Genomic DNA, 20,372 nt, shown 5'->3' on the forward strand with positions numbered 1-20,372 from the left:
ACTTGGGGTCGTTCAGGCCCGACCGGCTGTCATGGACAGCATGGCGGGATCGATGCCGTTGGCGCGCAGGGCACGCTCGTACTTGGCGTCGAGATCCGTGTTGAAGATTAGCTCGGGATCGGCTGGGCAGTTGAGCCAGCCATTGGCCATGATCTCGCTCTCGAGCTGGCCCGCCTGCCAGCCGGCATAGCCCAGAGCCAGCACGGCGCTGGCCGGGCCCTCGCCGCTCGCGATGGCGCGCAGAATCTCGACGGTCGCGGTCAGGCAGATGCCGTCGTCGATGATCAGCGTCGATTGCTGGATGTGGAAGTCGTCGGTGTGCAGCACGAAGCCGCGCCGGCCTTCCACCGGCCCGCCCATCAGAACGGGCATGTGCCCGACCCGCTCGCGCAGGCGAATCGCGTCCGCCTCGGGGGCCACGTCGAGCTGGACCAGCAGATCCGGCATGCTGATGTCGGTGGCCGCCTTGTTGACGATGATGCCCATCGCCCCGTCGGCGGAATGAGCGCAGACATAGATCACCGAGCGGGCGAAGCGCTCATCGGCCATGCCGGGCATCGCCACGAGGAACTGCCCGTCGAGAAAGTCCGGACCGGAGAGCGATGTCTGCCGCGGCGCCGGGTTTGCTGCGTTCGCGGTCGCTGAGCCGGACTCCCGCTGAGGAGCCGAAGGCGAAGAATCCGGTTTGCGATGCGGAGGAGACGCCATGACCTCATGCTACGCCGCGCCCTCTCATTGTCCAGCGGGCAAAAGAGACGCAGCAAGCTTCCACCCAGCTTGTATGAAGCCTCCGGGGGAGATCGTGCGTCCCGCGACGTGAACCGAAGCGGGCGGACAGACAGGGTCCCGCAGCGGCGAGCGTGGATCGCCGATTGAACCTTGGGCATCACGCACGCCAGGAGACCCGTTGCTCGACAGGTCCCACCGACCACGCTAGGTCAGGCGCGCAAACGCATATGCGCAGCAACGAGGGACCCGCGATGATCCAGGTCGGCGACCATCTGCCCCAGGCCACGTTCCGGGTGAGCGGCCCGGAGGGCCCGATCGCCCGCACCACCGACGACGTGTTCAAAAGCCGCCGCGTGGTGGTGATCGGCGTCCCGGGCGCCTTCACCCCCAGCTGCCACCGCAATCACCTACCGGGCTTCGTCACCCACAAGGATGAGATCCTCGGCCGCGGCGTCGACGCCATTGCGGTCACGAGCGTCAACGACGTGTTCGTACTCGACGCCTGGGCGAAGGCGAGCGGCGCCGAGGGTCTGGAATTCCTGGCGGACGGCAACGCAGATTTCGCCAAGGCGATCGGCTTGGAGATGGACGGCACGGGCTTCGGCCTCGGCATCCGCTCGAAGCGCTACTCCATGCTGGTCGAGGACGGGGTCGTGAAGATCCTGAACGTCGAGGAGACGCCTTCTAAGGCCGAGGCCTCGGGGGCCGAGGCGCTGCTGAAGGTGCTCTGAGCGAGGCTTCGGGCACGCAAGAGGCGCGGCCCCTTGGGGTCTATCGGGGGGCGGTCCGCTTCTGGTCTGGCCGGCGGACCCTCATCGTATCTGCTTCACATGTGCGCGAGGTCGATGGCGTCGAGCCCGTCGTGGTGCAGCAGCAGCACCCCGGTTGCCGCCGCAAGCCGGCGGGCCGCCGGCGTGAAGCCGGCATTCGACACGACGGCGGCGCGGTCGCCCGCCCAGTAGCGTTGGGCCGCCGCCGCCTCCTGCACGGCGGCATTGCCAACGGGCTTGGCCAGGCGCTTGCACTGGATGACGAGGCGCAGGCCGTTGCGAACCGCCACGATATCGGCGCCCTGATCGCCGCTCGCCGGGGTCCGGTGCGCCCGCCATCCTGCCCGGACGAGGCGCTCGGCGCAGTAGCGCTCGTAGTCGAGCCCGTCCGCCGGTGCGTCCTCTTCCTCGGGCAGATCGATGGACGCCGCCTCGGCCTCGACGATCGCCAGCATCCGATCCCGCTCCGTCAGGGCGAGCTCGGCGTAACGCGGGCCGATCTGGGGCAGTACCGTGCGGTCGAGGAAGTAGTCGCGCTCGCGCAGCCAGCCGTCCTCGATCCAGTTGCCGTAGGCGTCGCGAAAGCTTTCCTGCCGCCTCCGCAGAGCCAGCGTCTCGCCATGGGCCCGGGCGATGCGGCGCACCTGGGCTCGGAACCGGCGCGGCCGGCCGAGATGGCGCAGCCACACGCCCAACAGCGCGAGCCCCGTGGCCGCTAGAGCGGGCGGACCGTACCAGAGCGCGAACGGGCCGCCGATCACGGCCGTCCAGAACAGGCGCGCGACGGGATTGGGCTTACCTTGCATCGGGTCTCAAGGGGCGCGGACGGGTCTTGTGACCCTCGCAAGCGCCCCTTGCCCGATGCCTAACCGCGGCTGAAAACCTGTGGACGCGGACGCGGCCTCAATTCTTCCGGCGCTGGTGGCCGAGGCCCATGCTCTTGGCGAGGCTCGACCGGGCCGCGGCATAATTCGGCGCGACCATCGGATAATCGGCCGGCAGGCCCCATTTCTGGCGGTATTCGTCCGGGGTGAGATTGTAGTGCGTGCGCAGGTGGCGCTTGAGGGATTTGAATTTCTTCCCGTCCTCCAGGCAGACGATGAAGTCGGGTTGGATCGAGCGCCGGACCGAGACGGCGGGCCGCAGATCCTCGGCAGGCGCGGAGGTGGGCTGGCTAAGCTCGTGCAGGACCGCGTGAACCTTGACGATCAGCGCCGGCAGTTCCGGTGGGGTGACCGGGTTGTTGCTTACGAAGGCCGACACGATGTCGACCGAGAGCGTGAGGAAGTCCGGCTGCCCTTCGACCGTGGAATCCATTCCTTGAAACCTCATGGCGATCCCGGGCTCTGCCCGTCACGCGGCAGGATGATCGGAATCTGTTTCCGGGCCACCCGATACAGGCAGATGTGGCGTAGTTACTATTGTGATGTGAATTTCATGGCAAGAACAAATTACAGATGGCCATAGCTGGCGTCTTGGCGAGGACAAAGGGCGCCGGATATTTGATCTGAAGGGTATCTGCAAGCCCTCCGGGCAGCGGCTGATCGCACTGTGACAGGGCCGGAACCGCAGGACGTTGCCCGCGCGGCCAACCGCGCCATGTGATAACGCGATAGGGTCGGAGCCTGGGCTTTCCGGATCGCGCCCGATCCCGACGTGAGCGAGGGACACCCCATGCACGCCGGTACGACTGGCCCGCGGGATCGGATTCCGTGACGGCGGCCCCGTGAGCACCTACCGGTTCGACAAGCTGCTGGCGCCCCACGCGATCGCCCTGGTCGGCGCCGTGGCGCGCGCGGGCTCGGTGGCGCGCAGCGTGCTGGACGCCCTGCGGGCGTCCGGCTTCCCCGGCGCGATCCTGCCGGTGCAGCCCGATCACGACTTCGTGGACGGCCTGCCCTGCGTCCCGCAGATCGCGGATCTGCCCACCGTCCCGGACCTCGTCCTGATCGCCGTGCCGCCGCCGCGAGTGCCCGAGGTCGTCGCGCAGGCAGCGGCTTCCGGCGCCGGGGCCGCCGTGATCCTGACGGCCCGGCTCGGTTCCGGCCCAGACGATCCGGGACCGACCGCGCACCGGATCGCCCGCGCGCACGGCCTGCGCCTGCTCGGACCGGACAGCGCCGGCCTCGCCGTGCCGGGCGCCAAGCTCAATGCCAGCCTGTTCGCCCACGCCCCCGCCCCGGGCGACCTCGCCCTCGTCTCGCAATCCGGCACGGTCGCGGCCGCGATCGTCGAGTGGGGCGCCCGCCACGGGACGGGCTTCTCGGCGGTGCTGTCGCTCGGCAGCGTGCTCGACATCGGCGTGGCCGATTGTCTCGATCATTTCGCCGCCGATTACCGCACCCGCGCGATCCTGCTCTGCCTCGACCGGGTCGCGGATGCCCGCCGGTTCATGTCGGCCGCCCGCGCGGCCGCCCGCGCCAAGCCCGTCGTGGTCCTGCGCGCCGGGCGGCACAGGCCCGACACCCGCGCACCCGAGACCCATACCGGAGCGCTGGCCCGGCCGGACGCCGTCTACACCGCGGCCTTCCGGCGGGCCGGTCTGTTGGCGGTACAGGACCTCGACGAGATGTTCTCGGCCGTCGAGACCCTGGGGCGCCAGCGCCCGTTCCCCGGCGACCGGCTCGCCATCCTGTCGAATGGCCGCGGCATCGGCTTGCTGGCCGCCGACAGGCTGATCGAGCGCGCGGGCACCATGGCCGAAGCCGCGGAGGCGGAGGGGCGTCCGGCTGGCAATCCCCTCGACCTCGGCATCGACGCGGCGGGTCTGGCCTTCGCGGCCGCCCTGGAGCCGATCCTCACGGATCGCGTCAGCGACGCCGTGCTGGCGATCCACGTCCCCACCGTGCGCTCGGACGCGGGCGCGGTGGCCAACGCGATCGCCGACACGGTCAAACGCGTCCGCGCCGGCCAGACGCGCAAGAAGCCGCTCTTCGCTGTCTCCCTGGGCGATGCGGAGGCGGCGCGAGAGGCGTTTGCGCGCGCTGGGCTCCCGCATTTCTCGACGGATTCCGAGGCGATCGAAGGCTTCCTGCACCTCGTTCGCTACCGCGAGGCGCAGGACGACCTGATGCGCACGCCGGACTCGCTGCCGCGCGACTTCTCTCCCGATACGGCCCGGGCCCGCTCGATCATCGCGGGCGCCCTGCGCCACGGGGCGGCGTGGCTCGATCCGATCGCGGTGAACGGCCTGCTCGAAGCCTACGGGATCCCGATCGTGCCGATCACGCTCGCCCCCGACAAGGACGCGGCGGCGGCGGCGGCTTGGCCGATCATCGCGGCCGGCGGCACGGTGGCGCTCAAGGTCGTCTCCCCCGACATCGTGCACAAATCCGACATCGGCGGGGTCCACCTCGATCTCACCAGCGAGGCCGATGTCCGCGAAGCGGCGCGCAGTATCCTGATAAGGGCCCGGCGCGAGCGTCCGGATGCACGCGTCACCGGCTTCGCGGTCCAGCCCATGGTGCGCCGGGGCCAGCGCCGGGAGCTGATCGCTGGCCTCGCCGAGGATCCCGTGTTCGGCCCCGTGGTGGTGTTCGGGCGCGGCGGCACGGCCGTGGAGGTGATCGACGACCGGGCGCTCGGCTTGCCGCCGCTCGACCTGATCCTCGCCCGCGACCTGATCGGCCGGACCCGGGTCGCCCGCCGCCTCGAGGCCTATCGCGACGTGCCGGCGGCCGACATCCCGGCGATCGCGCTGACCTTGGTCAAGCTGTCCCAACTCGCCGCCGACCTGCCGCAGGTCCGCGAACTCGACATCAACCCCTTGCTCGCCGACGAGACCGGCGTGCTCGCCCTCGACGCACGGGTGCGGATCGGGCGCTCGGAGCGGAGCGGGCACGGGCGGGGCCATCCACGCTTCGCGATCCGGCCCTATCCGGCGCAATGGGTGCGGACCCTCAACCTGAAGGACCGCACCATCCGCGTGCGGCCCGTGCGCCCGGAGGACGAGGGCCAGTTTCTCAGCTTCTTCCAGAGACTCGACCCGGAGGATCTGCGCCTGCGCTTCTTCGGACCCGTGCGCGCCTTCAGCCACGCCTTCCTGGCCCGCCTGACGCAGCTCGACTACGCCCGCGCCATCGCGTTCGTGGCCACCGAGGTGGACGCGCAAGGGGGCGAGCGCATGCTTGGCGCGGTCCGCCTGCATGCCGACGCCAACCACGAGAGCGGCGAATACGCCATCGCGGTGGGGCGCGATGCCCGGGGCACGGGGCTCGCCTTCGCGCTGATGCGCCTGATGATCGACTGGGCGCGCTCCGAAGGGATCGGCCGGGTCGAGGGCTCGGTGCTGGCCGAGAACCGCCCGATGCTGGCGGTCTGCCGCCGACTCGGCTTCACGCAGGGGCGCGATCCGGAGGATCCGGGCTTGGTGAAGGTGCAGCTGCCGTTGGCAGCCGGGTCACCGGCCGGGGGTTAGGCCGGCGCGCCGTCTTCGCGCGTGTCGCGTCGTCGGGTCCGGTCGGAATCGCGGCTTGCCGGCCGGCCAGGCGTGGGGATCGATCCGGTCGCGCACGGTAAGAAGGAAGCGCAGGAACGCGTCCGGGTCGTCCCAGACGCTCCGCATCGTGTCGCTTTTTGTCTCCCGCCAGATCGCCTGCGCCTCGGCGAAGGTCACGGTGCCGTCGGTCAGTTCGGCGATGAACGCGGCGACGAGCCGATGCTCCGCCTTCGGCAGCCTCGCGAGGGCGGCTTCGAGGATCGCCCGGTTGCCATCCCCGACCTGCCCCATGGCCGGCCCGAGGCCGGCATCCGCAAAATAGGCCTGCCAGTGAAGGGCGTTGCCGAAGCGGATGAAGGCCGCCCGCGCCGTCGTGGCCGGCGGGCCGAAGATGGGCTCCTTGATACGCGCCGGCGGGCGCGGTCGCCGGGCCATCTCACCCCTCCGTGTGCCGCTTGAACGCCTCGGCGAAATCCGGATGCCAGCGCGAGAGTGCCGGCCGGTTCTCGATGATGTCGCCCGCCGCCCAGGCGATCCGCTTCGCGTCCTGCGCCCGGGTGGTCTCGTTGTCGGGGCAGAGGATGTAGAAATCGCCCGCCGCCAGCCGCTCCAGCAGGAACGCCACGGTCTCCTCCGGCGTCCAGGCGCCGGCCGGCTTCTCGGCGACGCCGCGAGCCTTGGTCAGCCCCGTATAGACGAAGCCCGGGATCAGCAGGTGGGCGGTGGTCCGGCAGCCCTCGCGGTTGCGCAACTCGTGGGCGAGCGCCTCGGTGACCGCCTTCACCCCCGCCTTCGACACGTTGTAGGGCGCGTTGCCGGGCGGCGTGGTGATGCCCTGCTTCGAGCCGGTCACGATGACGGCCCCGGGCTTGCCGCCCTCGATCATGCCGGGCGCGAAGGCGTGGATGCCGTTGACCACGCCCCAGAGGTTGGTGCCCAGGATCCGCGTCCAGGTGTCGGCATCGGAGAACAGCATGCCGCCGGCCTCGATCCCGGCATTCAGCATTACGAGGGCGGGCGGCCCGCCCCGCGCGACGGCGGCCGCCAAGGCCTCCACCGCCGCCCGGTCGGAGACGTCGGTCGGCACCGCGCGGACCTCGACGGCGGCGAGTTCAGCCACCGCTGCGCGGGCGGCGTCGAGCGCCGGCCCCGGCAGGTCGGCGAGCCAGACATTCATGCCCGCCCGCGCGAAGGCCTGCGCGGCGGCGAGCCCGATGCCGCTCGCGGCCCCGGTGACGACGGCGCTGCGGCCGGGGCTGATGGCAGGGTGCTGGCTCATGGGGAGTCCTCGGCTGGATGGCGCTCTTCAGATGGGGCGAGCCCGGATGAAGGCGAGTTGATGCACCGGATCGGACGGAGGCCCGCCCGCAGACTCAGCGGATCGTAACCGGATCCGCCGCATGCTCTGATGGCGGTGATCCCACCGAACCCGAGGATGCGGCATGCCGATCGTTCCGAGCCGCCGGTCCCTCATCGCCGGGATGGCCTGCGCGGGGCTCGCCCCGGCGGCACGCGGCGCTGTACCGACCGGGTTCGGGCCGCTCGGCCGCCCGTCGTGGTCGAGCGACAGCCTCCAGGCTGCCGCCGTCGCCAAGGGCCTGCTCTACGGCTGCGAGGTGCCGTTCCATCGCTTTGATTCCACGCCGGCCTACCGGCAGGCGGTGGCGCGGGAATGCGGGATCCTGGTCTGCGGCACCGAGATGAAGATGGAGGAGGTGCTGCCCGCTCCGGGCAAGACCGACTTCGCCCGGGGCGACGCGATCCTGCGCTTTGCCCGCGCGAACGGTCAGGCGATGCGCGGCCATACGCTTGTCTGGCACGCGGCGCTCCCGCCCTGGGTCGGCCCGTTGCTCGGGCGGGCCAGTGCCGCCCAGGGCGAGGATTTCATGCGGCGTTGGATCGAGACCGTGGCGGGCCGTTACCGCGGGCAGATCGTCGCCTGGGACGTGGTCAACGAGATTTTTGGCAACGAGGCCGATCCCGATCGCGGCGGGGGGCTGCGCGACTCGCCCTGGCTCGCCTCGATCGGGCCCGCTTACGTCGACCTCGCCTTCCGGATCCTGCACGAGACCGATCCGGCGGCCGCCGGCACGTGGAACGAGGACGCGGTCGAGCAGGGCGCACCCTGGATGGAGGCCAAGCGCACCAAGGTCCTGCGCCGGCTGGAGGCGATGCGCAGCCGTGGCGTGCCGATCCGGCGCTTCGGGCTGCAATCGCACCTCACCAGCACGATCCCCATCGACCAGGGTCAGCTGCGGCGCTTCCTGCGCGAGATCGGCCAGATGGGCCTCGGCATCGCGATCACCGAACTCGACATCGACGACCGGGCCTTCCCGTCCGACGTGCCCACCCGCGACCGGATGGTAGCCGACTACGCAAGGCGCTACCTCGACGTGGTTCTGGACGAGCCGGCCCTGCTCGATGTCGTCACCTGGGACATCTACGACCCAGACACGTGGTTGAACGATCATCCCTACCGCAAGCGGCCGGACGGCCTGCCCCAGCGCGCCCTGCCGCTGGATTCGCAGTTCCGGCGCAAGCCCCTCTGGTATGCGACGAAGGCCGCGTTCGCCGAGGCACCGGACCACAGCGCCACGCGGGACCGGCTCAGGCGGGCGTGACCCCGGCCTGACGTCCCCCCTCGGCAAGGATCGGCTGGGGCGGCCGGTCAGCCAGCAGCCGTCGGCGCAGGCGGGCGCAGGGGCGCTCGACCAGCGTGTACATCCCCCAGCACCAGAGCAGCGTCGGCGGGAACGCCGCGAGCATCAGCGCGACGCCGTGCAGGCCGGGCCGCAGGTGCAGCACCAGCGCGACCACGGCCATGTGGGCGAGATAGAAGCCGTACGACCACAGGCCGAGTTGCCGCATCGGCCGGCTGGCGAGCAGCCGCACCACGGGTCCTTGCCCGTGCAGCAGATAGGCGAAGGGCGCGAACAGGGCTGCGCTCTGGAGCGTATAGCGCAAGGTCTCGCGGAAGGCGGGCTCCCGCACCGCCAGCGTACCGAGGATTGCGGCGAAGCTCAGCGCCACGTGCCACGCCCTCGGCCGCCAGGCGCGATCGGCCGGGATCACCGGGTTGTTCCACAGGCCGAGGCAGCAGCCGAACAGGATCGCGTCGATGCGGGTGTGGGTCCAGGAATAGTTCAGGCTGTAATCGGAAAGCCGCCAGACGTTGAGGCATCGGATCGCCAGCACCGCGGCGCAGATCCCCAGGCAGGCGAGCGCGGCCCGGCGCGGGTTCAGCCGCCCGAGCCACAGGATGTAAGCCAGGGGGAAGACGAGGTAAAAATGCTCCTCGATGGCGAGGCTCCAGAGCGGCACGGGCAGCACCGCCTCGGTGCCGAACAGGCCGGGATAGTTCGTCAGGAACGCCGCCTGGCCCAGGATTGCTGCCGGCTCGACTGGCATCCAGTCGAGCAGCCCCAGCGCGTAGAGCCCGCCCGCGGCGAGCAGGGTCAGGTACATCGGCGGCAGGATGCGCAAGGATCGCCGCAGGTAGAAGGCCGGGAGGGAGACCGCGCCGGTCCGCGCCTGCTCGATCCGCAGCAGGGTGGTGATCAGGTAGCCGCTCAGGAAGAAGAAGACCGTGACCCCGAACCCGCCGGGGACCACGTGGCTGTAGCCGCAATGGGCCGCGAACACGATCAGGATGGCGAGCGCCCGCACCCCGTCGAGCTGTGGCAGGTAGGGCATCGCTGCGGGGATCTGCGTCCCGAATTCCGGCATGACGGGGCGGCTCTTCCTTCCCGACAGGGATAATTCTGAGCTGAGCAAGGTGCGGTATTTTCTGTCGCGCCGACATCCGTAGACGCCGCGGTGCTTGGAAAGACGTCTCAGAATGGTGAATTTGCTCTTGGAGCTGCTGTTTGGACGGGAGGGGATTGGTAACCACGCCACTCCATGATGCCGCCGGTCCGCGCCGAATTGGGCGCCGTCGGGAGTGTTGCGTATGGGCTTGGTCCGTTCCCGCCGTCATGCCCGCCCGGGGGCCGCGCTCGGAGCCGGCTTGTCGCTGCTGACGCTGCTCGGCGCTGCTGTCGATGCGCGGGCGCAGGGCATTCCGGCGGCCGCCGCACCGGCAAGCCCGATCCCGGCCCCCGTTCCGCCACCCGCCATCCCGGCCTCCACACCCACGGTCGCGCCAGAGGGCGCGGCCGCGAAGGGGCTGGAGATCAGGGCTCCGGAGACCAAGGCCGCGGAGGCGAAGGGCGCCGAGCCCAAGCCCAACGCTTCCGGATCCGGCGAATCCAAACCCGTCGAGGCTGCGGCGCCGGACACAAAGCTGGTTCCAGGCAAGCCGCAGGAGGCCGCCAAGCGGTCGCGCGAGCCGGCCCCCCTGATCTACGCCAAGGTCTCCGCCGATCCGAGCCCGACGCTGACGGCGCGCACCTTCCTCGATACGCTCCGGGCCGCCGAGCGCTACGCGGCCTTCGCGGAGGCCGGCGGCTGGGAGCGGATGCCCGAGGATCTCGTGCGTCTGAAGCCTGGCGAGCGCAGCCCGGCAATCCCGGCTTTGCGCCACCACCTGACGCTGACCGGCGACCTGCCGGCGGACGCGCCCCCGAGCGACCGCCTCGACCCGCCGCTCGTCGCGGCGATCGCGGCCTTCCAGGGCCGCCACGGGCTGCCCGACAGCGGCATCCTGGGCCGGCTCACCCTCAACGCGCTCAACGTGCCCGCGAGCGTGCGCCAGAAGCAGCTCGCGGCGTCGGCGGCCCGGCTGATGGGATCGAAATTCTCGTTCGGCGAGCGCTACGTCGTGGTCAACATCCCCTCGGCCGCCGTCGAGGCGGTGGAAAACGGCACGGTCGTGCGCCGCTACGTCGCCGTCGTCGGCTCGCCCGACAAGGCGACGCCCCCGATCGAGACCCGGATCACCGACATCAACTTCAACCCGACCTGGACGGTGCCGGCTTCGGTGGTGAAGAACGAGATCATCCCGCAGATGCGGAAGAATCCCGGCTATCTCGCCAAGAACCATATCCGCATCCTCGGGCCCGCCGGCGATGTCGACCCCACCCGGATCGACTGGGCGGGCGAGAAGGCGGTCAACTACACGCTGCGCCAGGATTCCGGCTTCGACAATTCGCTCGGCCAAGTGCGGATCGACATGCCGAACCGCTTTGCCGTCTACATGCATGATACGCCGGCGAAATCCCTGTTCGCTGCGAGCGTGCGCTTCCACAGCCATGGATGCGTCCGGGTCGGTCAGGTGAAGGAACTGGTCGGCTGGCTGCTGCAGGGCACGGACGGGCCGAACGGGCCGGGCAGCACCTGGGGGCCGATCGAGATCGAGACGGGCATCGCCGATGGTGAGCGTCGCGACATCAAGCTGCCGAAGCCGGTGCCGGTATCGTTCGTGTACCTGACGGGCTACGCCACCCCGGACGGAAAGGCGCACTTTCGCGACGACATCTACAAGCTCGACACGCCGGCTCCGGAGCCCGCCGCCACGGGGGCGATTCCGCCGGCCAATGCCGTAGCTGCACCGCCCGCGGTGAAGCCCGCGGTCGCCAGTCCCCCGGCCCGGAAAACCGCCGTGCCCGCCCTCGCGAAGGCGCCTCCTGTGGGCGAACTTCAGCCGATCAAGAAGGTGGAGCGTCGGCAGCCGGAATCTGCGGCCCGCGTGAACTGATCCCGGTTCGGCCGGCGCGGCGCTTTCACCGCGCACGGGGCGGCCGAAGGCTTGCATCGCGGCGTCGCGGGCGGCATCCGCTTGCCCGTCATCCCGGAGCCGCCATGGCCTTTGCCTGCACCATCCCTGCGACGCCCACTGTCCAGCAGGACGATCCCACCGTGCGGATCACCCGCTGGGACTTCCCGCCGGGTGCGGTGACCGGCTGGCACGAGCACGGCTGGCCGTATTTCGTGGTGATGCTGGTGGACGGGATCCTGCGCGTTCACGACGGCGCCGCGGTCAGCGAGACGGCGCTCGCAGCCGGCCAGTCCTACATGCGCCCGGCCGGCATCCGGCACGATGTCATGAACGGATCCGAGCACCCGATCGCGTTCATCGAGATCGAGGTGAAGCGCCCGGACGCCCTGGTCACGCTGCCGGCGGCCTGAACGCAGACGGGCCGACCTCGCGGCCGGCCCTCCCCAAGAAGTCTCGCAGAAATCAGCGCTGGACGACGACCTTCGTGCCGACCTTGGCGTGGGTATAGAGGTCGGTCACGTCGTCGTTGGTCATGCGGATGCAGCCCGAGGAGACGGCGGTGCCGATGGTCTCCGGCTCGTTCGAGCCGTGGATTCGGTAGATCGAGCCGCCGAGATACATGGCGCGGGCGCCCAGCGGGTTCTCGAGTCCACCCTTCATGTAGCGCGGCAGATCGGGCCGGCGCTTCAGCATGGTCGACGGCGGACGCCAATCCGGCCATTCGCGCTTCATCGTGATGGTCTGCACGCCGCCCCAGGTGAAGCCCGGACGGCCGACACCGACCCCGTAGCGCAGGGCCTGACCGCCGCCCAGCACGTAGTAGAGCCGCCGCTCGGCGGTGGAGACCACGATCGTGCCGGCGCCATACGGGCCGTTATACGCCACGGTTTCCCGTGGGATCGCAGACATCTGCGGGACCGCCGCGTCGGCGCTCAGCGGGTCGGCGGGGTTGAGGGAGGCGTTGGCCACCGGCACCGCGACGGTCTCGACGGCCTGCGGGCGGACGCGCACGGAGAGCGCGTCGTTCAGCGGCTGGCGGGTCAGCGGGTCGATCTCATAGGACAAGGCTGGGGCGGCGCAGGCGGCCGCGCCCAGAAGCCCGATCAGGGCGGGAACAATACGACGCATCAAAGCCTCTCGGGGCAGGCGCGGACTCTGGTGGGAACGCGGCGAATACCGCGGCACGATGCCGTGCCGGTCGTCGCCAAGGGGTAAACGCTCGCGCCCTAAAGCCAAGTCTGAAACCCACTCCTTAGGCTGGTTCCGATCACCCGTGACTCGATGGCAACACTGTGGCAGCTTGGCTGTCTCGCCCTGGATGACGGACGCTGCGTGCTGGTTCAGGCCTCGTCGGCGGCGAGCCAGATCGCGGGCTCCCGCGGCACCGGCCGGACCGGGGCATGGTGCGCACCGTGGATTGTCCCATGGGGCGCGGGCAGGCCTCGGATCTGGGCGAGCTCGGCGAGTTCCGGCGCCTGCGCGGTGTCGTCGGCATTGAGGAACAGACCGCGAGCCCGGGCGAGACGGCCGAGATCCGCCCGGCTGGTCCAGACACTTTGGGCCGGGCTGGTCAACAGAGCCAGGACTAGCGGCGCCAGCCACAGGGCGAGCCACGGGTTGCCGACGAAAACCAGCGCGGCGGCGATCAGCGTGCCGACCACCACGGCGTCGGCTTGGAGCCGGAACGCCTCGCCCCAGGAGACCTGCCGGTCGTCGCGATCCTGCGTATCCCAGCGCACCACCCGGCCGAAGAAGGTTGCCACCACGGCGCCCGCGGTGAACAGGGTCAGGACCGGCCAGAGGACGACCCAGGCGGCTTGTTCCAGGGCGGCGCTCACGAGCAGCGACCGGGTGCCCCCGAAAGCAGCCCGGCGCTCGGGGGACGCGAGGACGTGGCCGAGGCTCAGGAGCTTCGGCAGGGCCAGCACGGTGACGCTGAGGGCGGCGAGCGCGTGGGCGGCGGCCCCCGTCCCGGTCAGCCCGTAGGCCAGGAGGCCGAGATCGCCGGTCCGGGCCGCCTGCCAGGCAGCGAGCCCGAGGAAGGCGATCCACAGGGGCAGCATCCCGTAGGAGAGGATCCCGACCAGGAAGTGCCAGCGGCTGGCGGCGTGCAGCCCCGCCCAGGGCAGCACCCGCAGGTGCTGGAGATTGCCCTGGCACCAGCGGCGCTCGCGGCCGAGCAGATCGACGAGGTTGGTGGGCATCTCCTCCCAAGTGCCGCCCATCTCGGGCAGCAGCCGCACTTCCCAGCCGGCGCGCACCATCAGCGCACCCTCGACGATATCGTGGCACAGGATCTCGCCGCCGAGCGGCTCCCGACCGGGCAGCCGGGGAAGCTGAGCGTGCTCCGCGAAGGCCTCGATCCGCAGAATCGCGTTGTGGCCCCAGTAGCTGCCCTCCGGCCCCTGCCAAGTCTCCAGGCAGCGGAGCGCCAGCGGCGCGTAGAGGCGAACGGCGAATTGCTGAATGCGGGCGAACAGCGTGTCCCGGCCCGCCGCGTACGACACGGTCTGGATCAGGCCGGTGCGGGGGCTCTCGTGCATCAGCCGCACGAGGCGGCCCATGGCGGCGCCGGTCATGAGGCTGTCGGCGTCGAGGACGATCATGTAGGCGTACTCGCCGCCATAGGTGCGGCAGAACTCGCCGATATTGCCGGCCTTGCGGCCGACATTCTCGGTCCGGCGCCGGTAGCGGATCCGCGGCAGGGCCGGGTCGCTGGATGCCCAGGCCTGCATCCGCGCGTATTCGTGCTCCTCCACGGCGGCAATGGTGCCGTCGCGGGTGTCGGAGAGCACGAAGATGTCGATATCCGTGGTTCCCGCCTCGGCGAGCGAGCGGGCCATCACCCGCAGGCGGGCGAAGACCGCCACGGCATCCTCCGCGTGGATCGCCATCACGGCGGCCGTGCGGCCCGCCTCCGCGGGTACGGCGTCCGCCAGCTCGACGGTCCGCGTCTCGGAACTGCGTTCCATCGCCGACTTCGCCCGGTCGCCCAGCAGGGTGGCGACGAGCCCGTAGGCGTATTGACAGGCCGTGAAGGCCTGCCATCCCATCAGGAGGCTGAACAGCCCGAGCACTGCCCAGGCCAGCGGGCTGACGCCGGCCGGATAGGCGAGCGCGGCGAGCCACGCGATACCGCCCGCCGTGACCAGGGTCGGGACAGCGAGGGCGAAGCGCCGGGTGCGCAGAGCCCGAGCTGGGCGCTTGCCGCTCCAGAGCTCGCGGGGAAGAACCGATTCCGACGGATCGGGCTTGGCCGGACACGCGTTCCGATGCGTCGGCTCGGTGGAGGCGGCGACCCCCGAGGATGTGGCGCGAGGAGGGATGGCGCGTGACGACATGGCGCGAGGAACTCGACCGTGGAAGGCTGCCGGCGACCCCGCCGCCTGAGGCCGGGAGCCGATGACCGTGGACACCGATATGCGGGGCAAGGACACGGAGCCGACCGGGCTGCACGGGCAGCCGGACGCCGAACGGATCGATCCCCCCTCCCGGCGCCGCGTTCTTCGAACTGTCCTGACCGCGGCTGCCGGCACAGTTCTACCTAGCGTAGCCGAGCTGAATGGGTCCAGAACGTGGGCCGGCCCGGCGCTTCCGTCGCAGGGCGTACGCTCGGGGGGGACACAGCCGGGCCGGATGACCTTCGAGGCGCTGTCCGAGGAGGCCGCGCGCCGGGCCGCTGCGCCCTACGCGGCGCCGCGCGAAGACCTGCCGGCCGCCCTCGCCGGACTCGATTACGACGGCTACCGGGCCATCACGTTCCGGGCCGCCGAAAGCCTGCGCCTCGGCCCGCTGTTCAGCGCGCAACTCTTCCACCGCGGCTTCCTGCAGCGGAAGCGCGTGGACCTCTCCTTTCAACCCCTCGACGGGCCCGCCCGCCCGATCCCCTACGAAAGCCGGCTGTTCGATCTGGGGCGGCAACTCGCCGGCCAGAGTTTCTCGCCGGATCTCGGCTTCGCGGGTTTCCGCCTGCACCACGCCTTCCCCGATACGCCCGCCTGGCGCCCGAAGGGCTTTCAGGAGGAGTTTCTGGTGTTCCTCGGCGCCTCGTATTTCCGCCTGCGCGCCGCCAACCAAGAATACGGGCTCTCGGCGCGGGGCCTCGCCATCGGTACCGGCGCGTCGGAGGGCGAGGAATTTCCGGATTTCGTCGCCCATTGGCTCTGCGAGCCCGAACCCGGGGCCCACAGCCTGACGGTGCTCTCGCTCCTTGACAGTCCGAGCGTGGCTGGTGCCTACCGTTTCGTCATCAGCCCTGGTGATCCGGCGCGGATCGACGTCACCGCCGCGCTGCATCCGCGGGTTCCGCTCGCCAAGCTGGGTCTCGCGCCCCTCACCAGCATGTTCCTGCATGGCGAGAACGGGCCCGGTGCTCGGGGCGCCAAGCCGTTCGACGACTTCCGCCCGCAGGTGCACGATTCCGACGGGCTCTGCGTCGCCGCGGGGACCGACCGGCTGTGGCGTCCGCTGGTCAACGGGCGCCGGCAGCCACAGATCTCGGCCTTCGCGTCGAAGCCGCTCGCAGGGTTCGGGCTGCTGCAGCGCGAGCGGAACTTTGCCGCCTATCTTGACGTGGAGGCCCGTCAGGAGGCGCGGCCCGGCCTATGGGTGAATCCCGATCCCGCTGGGGGCGCTTTCGCGGCCGGCGCGGTGCAGCTCTACGAGATCCCCGCGGTCGAGGAATACATGGACAACATCGTCGCGGCGTTCGCGCCGGACGCGCCGGCGCAGCCGGGGACAGCTCTGCACCTCGCCTACGGGTTGACCACCGTGGGGGCCGAGCCGGTGCCGGCGATCCCCGAGACGGCGCTGGCCCGGGTGACGTCGACGCGATTCGGTTCGGCGGAGCGCCTGCGGCCCCTGACGCCGCCGCGCCCGGAGCGACGGCTCTGCGTGATCGATTTCGCGGGGCCGGGCCTGCCTGCCGGGCCGGACGAATCGGTGACCGCGGAGGTCTCGGCCAGTGCCGGCACGATGCACGAACCGGTCTCCAACTTCGTGCCGCAGACCGGCGGCTGGCGGATCTACGCGGAGTGGCGCCCGCCGCAGCCGATGCCGGCTGGCGATGTCGTGCTCCGGGCTCGCCTCGTCCGCGGCGGGGTGCCGCTCAGCGAGACGTGGGACGCCGCCGTCTAGGAGGATCGTACCTCAGGCTGGTCATGGTTTCGAGAGGTCGAGACTTTTCGCGGGTCCAGGGCGGAGCCCTGGTCAAGCTCGCAGGGCTCCGCCCCGAGACCCCGCCAAAAGGCTCGCCCTTTAAAAATCCCCAGGGTTTCGACCGTGGCGGTGTTACGCCGTGCGCTGCGCCTGCTCCCGGCGGCGGGCAAGACGGGTGGCGCCATAGACCTCGCTCAGGCGGCGCCGGGCTGCGGAGATCGGCGGGGCCTGCCGCTCGTCATGGGCAGCCGCGATGATGCGCAGGGTCGCGGCGACCGAGCGCTCTAGGCGGCGCTCAGCGAGGGCGGCTGCGTCCCGATAGGTGTCGAGCATGCGATGATCCCTTGTGCGTGGCGGTATCCGCCCTCTGTCGGGGCGGTGACCGGCGGCACCGGCAGAGTTCATCTCTGTCTTGACGGCATGATGGCAGCTTGGCCGTAAGCTGGGGATAGCGCGTCAGCGCAGCTCCTCGTGCCAGGTTCGGCCGTCCCGCTCGATCAGCGCGATGGCGGCGGTCGGCCCCCAGCTGCCGGCCGGATAGGGCCGGGGTGCCTCGGGCCGGTCGGCCCAGACCTTAAGCACGCCGTCCGCCCAGGCCCAGGCGGCTTCGACCTCATCGCGGCGCATGAATAGGGTGGCGTTGCCGCGGACCACGTCCATCAGCAGGCGCTCGTAGGCGTCGGGGTAGCGCTGCTTGAAGGTCTCTTCGAAGGAGATGTCGAGGTCGGTCGGGCGCAGGCGCAGGCCGCCGGGCCCGGGATCCTTGGTCATCACCTCGAGCTTCATGCCCTCCTGCGGCTGCAGGCGGATTACGAGGCGGTTCGGCTCGCGGCCGAAGGCCTCCTCGGGGAAGATCGAGAACGGCGAGGCGCGGAACTGCACCACGATCTCCGAGAGTTTCCGGGGCAGGCGTTTGCCGGTGCGCAGGTAGAACGGCACCCCGGCCCAGCGCCCCGACTGGATCTCGACCTTCATGGCCACGAAGGTCTCGGTCCGGCTCTCATGGCCGAGCTCGGTGAGGTAGCCCTCCACCGGCTTGCCGTCGACAGCGCCCGCCACGTACTGGCCGCGCACGGTCACGGTCTGGATGTCGTGGGCGGTGATCGGCTTGAGGGCGCGCAGCACCTTCAGCTTCTCGTCGCGGACTGAGTTGGCTTCGAGGTTGAGCGGGCTCTCCATGGCGGTGAGGCAGAGCAGCTGCAGGATGTGGTTCTGCAGCATGTCGCGCATGGCGCCCGAGGTGTCGTAGTACCCGGCCCGGCCCTCGACGCCGACGGTCTCGGCGACCGTGATCTGGACGTGGTCGATCACGTCCGAGGTCCAGAGCCGCTCGAAGATCGTGTTGGCGAAGCGCAGGGAGAGCAGGTTCTGAACCGTCTCCTTGCCGAGGTAATGGTCGATCCGGAAAATCTGCGATTCGGGGAAGACCTCGCCGACCGCGTCGTTGATCGCCTTGGCGGATTTCAGATCCTTGCCGATCGGTTTCTCCAGCACGACGCGGGACTTCTCGCCGACCAGCCCGTGGGCCGCGAGGTTGCGGCAGATCGAGCCGTAGAGGTCGGGGGAGGTGGCGAGGTAGTAGGGCCGCACTTGGTCGGGCCGCTCGTCGAGCTTGGCCACGAGGTCGTCCCAGCCACTGTCGCCGGCACCGTCGACCGCCACGTAGTCGACGTGGTCGAGGAAGCGCTGGAGCATCTCCTCGTTCAGATCGGAGGCCGGCACGAAGCGCTTCAGGGCGTCACGGGCGTGCTCGTGAAAGGCGTCGCGCGACAGCTCCGAGCGCGAGGCGCCGATGATCCGGCTGGTCTCCGGGATCTGGCCGTCGCGGAAGCGGTAGAACAGGGCCGGCAGAAGTTTTCGTGCGGTCAGATCGCCGGTTGCGCCGAACACGACGCAGTCGAAGGAAGCGACGGGGATGATCGTGGCCAAGTGCGGCTCCCGGTTGTCGTGCGCTGATCCCGCGCGGCGCGTGCGCCGCACACACCTAGCCTGGGAGCCAGGGCTTCGCCAGACGAGGGCCGCCCTCGCATAGTTCGGGCCGTCGGCGGGACCGGAGCGCTCAGCCCCCCGTGACGCTCATGTGCCGCGGCACGGCGGCCGGGCGCTGGCGCTCGATGACGAAGTCGTGCCCCTTGGGCTTGCGGGTGATCGCCTCGACCACGGCCGCCGCCAGAACGGCATCGTCCTGCGAGGCGCGCAGCACCGCCCGGAGGTCGGCCGAATCCTCCTGGCCCAGGCACAGGTAGAGCTGGCCGGTGCAGGTCAGGCGGACCCGGTTGCAGCTCTCGCAGAAATTATGGGTCAGCGGCGTGATGAAACCGAGACGGCCGCCCGTCTCCTCGACCCTGACGTAGCGAGCCGGCCCGCCGGTCCGATCGGGCAGGGGGGTGAGCGTATAGCGGGTCTCCAGGCGCTGCCGGGCGACCGACAGGGGCAGGAACTGGTCGGTCCGGTCCGCCTCGATCTCGCCGAGCGGCATCACCTCGATCAACGTCATGTCCATGCCGAGGCCGTGGGCCCAGGCGATCATGTCGGGGATCTCGTCGGCGTTAAGGTCGCGGAGCGCCACCGCGTTGATCTTGACCTTCATCCCGGCCGCCCGGGCCGCCGCGATGCCGTCGAGCACCACCTTGAGGTCGCCCCGGCGGGTGATGTCGCGAAACTTCTGCGGGTCGAGCGTGTCCAGCGAGACGTTGATCCGGCGCACGCCCAGGCTCGCCAGCTCGTCGGCGTAGCGGGTGAGCTGCGTGCCGTTGGTGGTAAGGGTCAGCTCCTCCAGTGCCCCCGAATCGAGGTGACGCGCGAGGCGGCGGAACAGGTGCATGATGTCCCGGCGCACCAACGGCTCGCCGCCAGTGATCCGCAGCTTGCGCACCCCGCGGGCGATGAACACGCCGCAGAGCCGATCCAACTCTTCCAGGGTCAGCAGGTCGCGCTTGGGCAGGAACTCCATGTGCTCGGACATGCAGTAGGCGCAGCGCAGGTCGCAGCGATCGGTCACCGAGATGCGCAGATAGGAGATGGCCCGCTGGAACGGGTCAATCAGGGGCGCCGGCCCAGCGGGCGCGCCGGCCGCGATCGTCTGCGGCGTCAGGGAGCTGTCATCGAGCATCGTCCGGCATATGATGCCACAAAGGGTTGCGGGCAAGCATACGGCTGGCCGCAGCCCCCGATTGCGTGAGGAGTGTGACCCGTGAGCGAGGATCTGTGGCCGACCGAGATCCGCCTGTCGGCTGACCGGCGGAGTCTCAACGTCGCTTTCGAGGACGGGGCGCGCTACGCCCTGCCGGCCGAGTACCTGAGGGTGTCGAGCCCCTCGGCCGAGGTGCAGGGGCACTCGCCGCTGGAGCGCAAGGTGATCGGCGGCAAGCGCTCCGTCGCCATCCTGGCGGTGCAGCCGATCGGCAACTACGCAGTCAAGCTCGGCTTCGACGACATGCACGACACCGGCATCTACGGCTGGGGCTACCTGCACACGCTGGGCCGCGAGTACGAGGCGCGCTGGAGCACCTACCTGACCGAACTCGCCGAGCGCGGCCTCGACCGCGACACGGCGCGCCAAGCGCCCGCCAAGGACGGCGGGGGCTGCGGTTCGGGCTCATGCGGTTGCCATTGAGCATCG

The 20,372-nt window shown here is 70.3% G+C and carries 18 protein-coding genes; 7 read left to right on the forward strand and 11 right to left on the reverse strand.

Annotation, left to right across the window (positions count from 1 at the left end):
• Positions 1-12: 12 nt before the first annotated feature.
• The gene (locus MKK63_RS23445; protein ID WP_279574816.1) at positions 13-708 is read right to left on the reverse strand and encodes a YqgE/AlgH family protein; all 696 of its coding nucleotides are present in this window, start codon (positions 706-708) and stop codon (positions 13-15) included.
• Positions 709-980: 272 nt separating this feature from the next.
• Here MKK63_RS23445 and MKK63_RS23450 point away from each other — a divergent pair, with 272 nt between their 5' ends.
• Complete coding sequence (locus MKK63_RS23450; protein WP_244006063.1) at positions 981-1,460, forward strand: peroxiredoxin; 480 nt, start codon at positions 981-983, stop codon at positions 1,458-1,460.
• 95 nt (positions 1,461-1,555) lie between these two features.
• On the opposite strand, the gene MKK63_RS23455 is transcribed toward MKK63_RS23450, so the two are convergent.
• Both MKK63_RS23455 and MKK63_RS23460 read right to left on the reverse strand, forming a co-directional pair.
• On the reverse strand, positions 1,556-2,305 hold the full coding sequence (locus MKK63_RS23455) for a restriction endonuclease (protein ID WP_244006065.1): 750 nt from the start codon (positions 2,303-2,305) through the stop codon (positions 1,556-1,558).
• A 97-nt stretch (positions 2,306-2,402) separates the two neighbouring features.
• Positions 2,403-2,816, reverse strand: coding sequence for a MucR family transcriptional regulator (locus tag MKK63_RS23460; protein ID WP_244006067.1), 414 nt, complete (start codon positions 2,814-2,816; stop codon positions 2,403-2,405).
• A 409-nt stretch (positions 2,817-3,225) separates the two neighbouring features.
• Between MKK63_RS23460 and MKK63_RS23465 the strand changes: the two genes are divergently transcribed.
• On the forward strand, positions 3,226-5,916 hold the full coding sequence (locus tag MKK63_RS23465; RefSeq protein WP_244006069.1) for a bifunctional acetate--CoA ligase family protein/GNAT family N-acetyltransferase: 2,691 nt from the start codon (positions 3,226-3,228) through the stop codon (positions 5,914-5,916).
• On the opposite strand, the gene MKK63_RS23470 is transcribed toward MKK63_RS23465, so the two are convergent.
• Positions 5,899-6,372, reverse strand: a complete 474-nt coding sequence (locus MKK63_RS23470) for a hypothetical protein (protein ID WP_244006071.1) — start codon at positions 6,370-6,372, stop codon at positions 5,899-5,901. The genes MKK63_RS23465 and MKK63_RS23470 overlap by 18 nt on opposite strands.
• Before the next feature lies 1 nt (position 6,373).
• Complete coding sequence (locus tag MKK63_RS23475; protein ID WP_244006073.1) at positions 6,374-7,216, reverse strand: SDR family NAD(P)-dependent oxidoreductase; 843 nt, start codon at positions 7,214-7,216, stop codon at positions 6,374-6,376.
• A gap of 163 nt (positions 7,217-7,379) precedes the next feature.
• On the opposite strand from MKK63_RS23475, the gene MKK63_RS23480 reads away from it, so the two are divergent.
• Positions 7,380-8,558, forward strand: a complete 1,179-nt coding sequence (locus MKK63_RS23480) for an endo-1,4-beta-xylanase (RefSeq protein ID WP_244006075.1) — start codon at positions 7,380-7,382, stop codon at positions 8,556-8,558.
• Here the strand turns inward: MKK63_RS23480 and MKK63_RS23485 are convergent.
• The gene (locus tag MKK63_RS23485) at positions 8,545-9,663 is read right to left on the reverse strand and encodes an acyltransferase family protein (protein ID WP_244006076.1); all 1,119 of its coding nucleotides are present in this window, start codon (positions 9,661-9,663) and stop codon (positions 8,545-8,547) included. The two genes, MKK63_RS23480 and MKK63_RS23485, sit on opposite strands and share 14 nt — an antisense overlap.
• 223 nt (positions 9,664-9,886) lie before the next feature.
• On the opposite strand from MKK63_RS23485, the gene MKK63_RS23490 reads away from it, so the two are divergent.
• Positions 9,887-11,572: a L,D-transpeptidase family protein gene (locus MKK63_RS23490; protein ID WP_244006077.1), complete on the forward strand. Its 1,686-nt coding sequence runs from the start codon at positions 9,887-9,889 to the stop codon at positions 11,570-11,572.
• Between the two features lie 104 nt (positions 11,573-11,676).
• Positions 11,677-12,003 carry a cupin domain-containing protein gene (locus MKK63_RS23495; RefSeq protein ID WP_244006078.1) on the forward strand — a complete coding sequence of 109 codons (327 nt, stop codon included), beginning with the start codon at positions 11,677-11,679 and terminating at the stop codon, positions 12,001-12,003.
• Between the two features lie 52 nt (positions 12,004-12,055).
• Here MKK63_RS23495 and MKK63_RS23500 read toward each other — a convergent pair whose 3' ends face one another.
• Positions 12,056-12,721 carry a L,D-transpeptidase gene (locus tag MKK63_RS23500; protein WP_243919124.1) on the reverse strand — a complete coding sequence of 222 codons (666 nt, stop codon included), beginning with the start codon at positions 12,719-12,721 and terminating at the stop codon, positions 12,056-12,058.
• A gap of 212 nt (positions 12,722-12,933) precedes the next feature.
• Positions 12,934-14,934 carry a glucans biosynthesis glucosyltransferase MdoH gene (mdoH, locus tag MKK63_RS23505; RefSeq protein ID WP_244006079.1) on the reverse strand — a complete coding sequence of 667 codons (2,001 nt, stop codon included), beginning with the start codon at positions 14,932-14,934 and terminating at the stop codon, positions 12,934-12,936.
• A 295-nt stretch (positions 14,935-15,229) separates the two neighbouring features.
• Here mdoH and MKK63_RS23510 point away from each other — a divergent pair, with 295 nt between their 5' ends.
• Complete coding sequence (locus MKK63_RS23510) at positions 15,230-16,729, forward strand: glucan biosynthesis protein (protein WP_244006132.1); 1,500 nt, start codon at positions 15,230-15,232, stop codon at positions 16,727-16,729.
• Between the two features lie 153 nt (positions 16,730-16,882).
• Here the strand turns inward: MKK63_RS23510 and MKK63_RS23515 are convergent, their stop codons facing one another.
• From MKK63_RS23515 to moaA, 3 genes are all read right to left on the reverse strand, one after another.
• Positions 16,883-17,083 (reverse strand): hypothetical protein, encoded by a 201-nt coding sequence (locus MKK63_RS23515; protein WP_243919120.1) that lies wholly within the window; start codon positions 17,081-17,083, stop codon positions 16,883-16,885.
• 123 nt (positions 17,084-17,206) lie between these two features.
• A complete protein-coding gene (zwf, locus tag MKK63_RS23520) occupies positions 17,207-18,679 on the reverse strand; it encodes a glucose-6-phosphate dehydrogenase (protein WP_244006081.1) in 1,473 nt (490 codons plus the stop codon).
• A 130-nt stretch (positions 18,680-18,809) separates the two neighbouring features.
• Positions 18,810-19,862: a GTP 3',8-cyclase MoaA gene (moaA, locus tag MKK63_RS23525; protein WP_243919115.1), complete on the reverse strand. Its 1,053-nt coding sequence runs from the start codon at positions 19,860-19,862 to the stop codon at positions 18,810-18,812.
• A gap of 81 nt (positions 19,863-19,943) precedes the next feature.
• Between moaA and MKK63_RS23530 the strand changes: the two genes are divergently transcribed.
• The gene (locus MKK63_RS23530; protein ID WP_244006083.1) at positions 19,944-20,366 is read left to right on the forward strand and encodes a gamma-butyrobetaine hydroxylase-like domain-containing protein; all 423 of its coding nucleotides are present in this window, start codon (positions 19,944-19,946) and stop codon (positions 20,364-20,366) included.
• The last annotated feature ends 6 nt before the right edge of the window (positions 20,367-20,372 follow it).

The organism is Methylobacterium sp. J-088 (assembly GCF_022829295.1).
GTDB lineage: Bacteria > Pseudomonadota > Alphaproteobacteria > Rhizobiales > Beijerinckiaceae > Methylobacterium.

Excerpts from the sequence above, each read along its gene's own strand:
- MKK63_RS23445 (WP_279574816.1), bottom strand. The coding sequence starts at position 708 with ATGGCGTCTCCTCCGCATCGCAAACCGGATTCTTCGCCTTCGGCTCCT.
- MKK63_RS23450 (WP_244006063.1), top strand. The coding sequence starts at position 981 with ATGATCCAGGTCGGCGACCATCTGCCCCAGGCCACGTTCCGGGTGAGC.
- MKK63_RS23455 (WP_244006065.1), bottom strand. The coding sequence starts at position 2,305 with ATGCAAGGTAAGCCCAATCCCGTCGCGCGCCTGTTCTGGACGGCCGTG.
- MKK63_RS23460 (WP_244006067.1), bottom strand. The coding sequence starts at position 2,816 with ATGGATTCCACGGTCGAAGGGCAGCCGGACTTCCTCACGCTCTCGGTC.
- MKK63_RS23470 (WP_244006071.1), bottom strand. The coding sequence starts at position 6,372 with ATGGCCCGGCGACCGCGCCCGCCGGCGCGTATCAAGGAGCCCATCTTC.
- MKK63_RS23475 (WP_244006073.1), bottom strand. The coding sequence starts at position 7,216 with ATGAGCCAGCACCCTGCCATCAGCCCCGGCCGCAGCGCCGTCGTCACC.
- MKK63_RS23480 (WP_244006075.1), top strand. The coding sequence starts at position 7,380 with ATGCCGATCGTTCCGAGCCGCCGGTCCCTCATCGCCGGGATGGCCTGC.
- MKK63_RS23485 (WP_244006076.1), bottom strand. The coding sequence starts at position 9,663 with ATGCCGGAATTCGGGACGCAGATCCCCGCAGCGATGCCCTACCTGCCA.
- MKK63_RS23490 (WP_244006077.1), top strand. The coding sequence starts at position 9,887 with ATGGGCTTGGTCCGTTCCCGCCGTCATGCCCGCCCGGGGGCCGCGCTC.
- MKK63_RS23495 (WP_244006078.1), top strand. The coding sequence starts at position 11,677 with ATGGCCTTTGCCTGCACCATCCCTGCGACGCCCACTGTCCAGCAGGAC.
- MKK63_RS23500 (WP_243919124.1), bottom strand. The coding sequence starts at position 12,721 with ATGCGTCGTATTGTTCCCGCCCTGATCGGGCTTCTGGGCGCGGCCGCC.
- mdoH (WP_244006079.1), bottom strand. The coding sequence starts at position 14,934 with ATGTCGTCACGCGCCATCCCTCCTCGCGCCACATCCTCGGGGGTCGCC.
- MKK63_RS23510 (WP_244006132.1), top strand. The coding sequence starts at position 15,230 with ATGACCTTCGAGGCGCTGTCCGAGGAGGCCGCGCGCCGGGCCGCTGCG.
- MKK63_RS23515 (WP_243919120.1), bottom strand. The coding sequence starts at position 17,083 with ATGCTCGACACCTATCGGGACGCAGCCGCCCTCGCTGAGCGCCGCCTA.
- moaA (WP_243919115.1), bottom strand. The coding sequence starts at position 19,862 with ATGCTCGATGACAGCTCCCTGACGCCGCAGACGATCGCGGCCGGCGCG.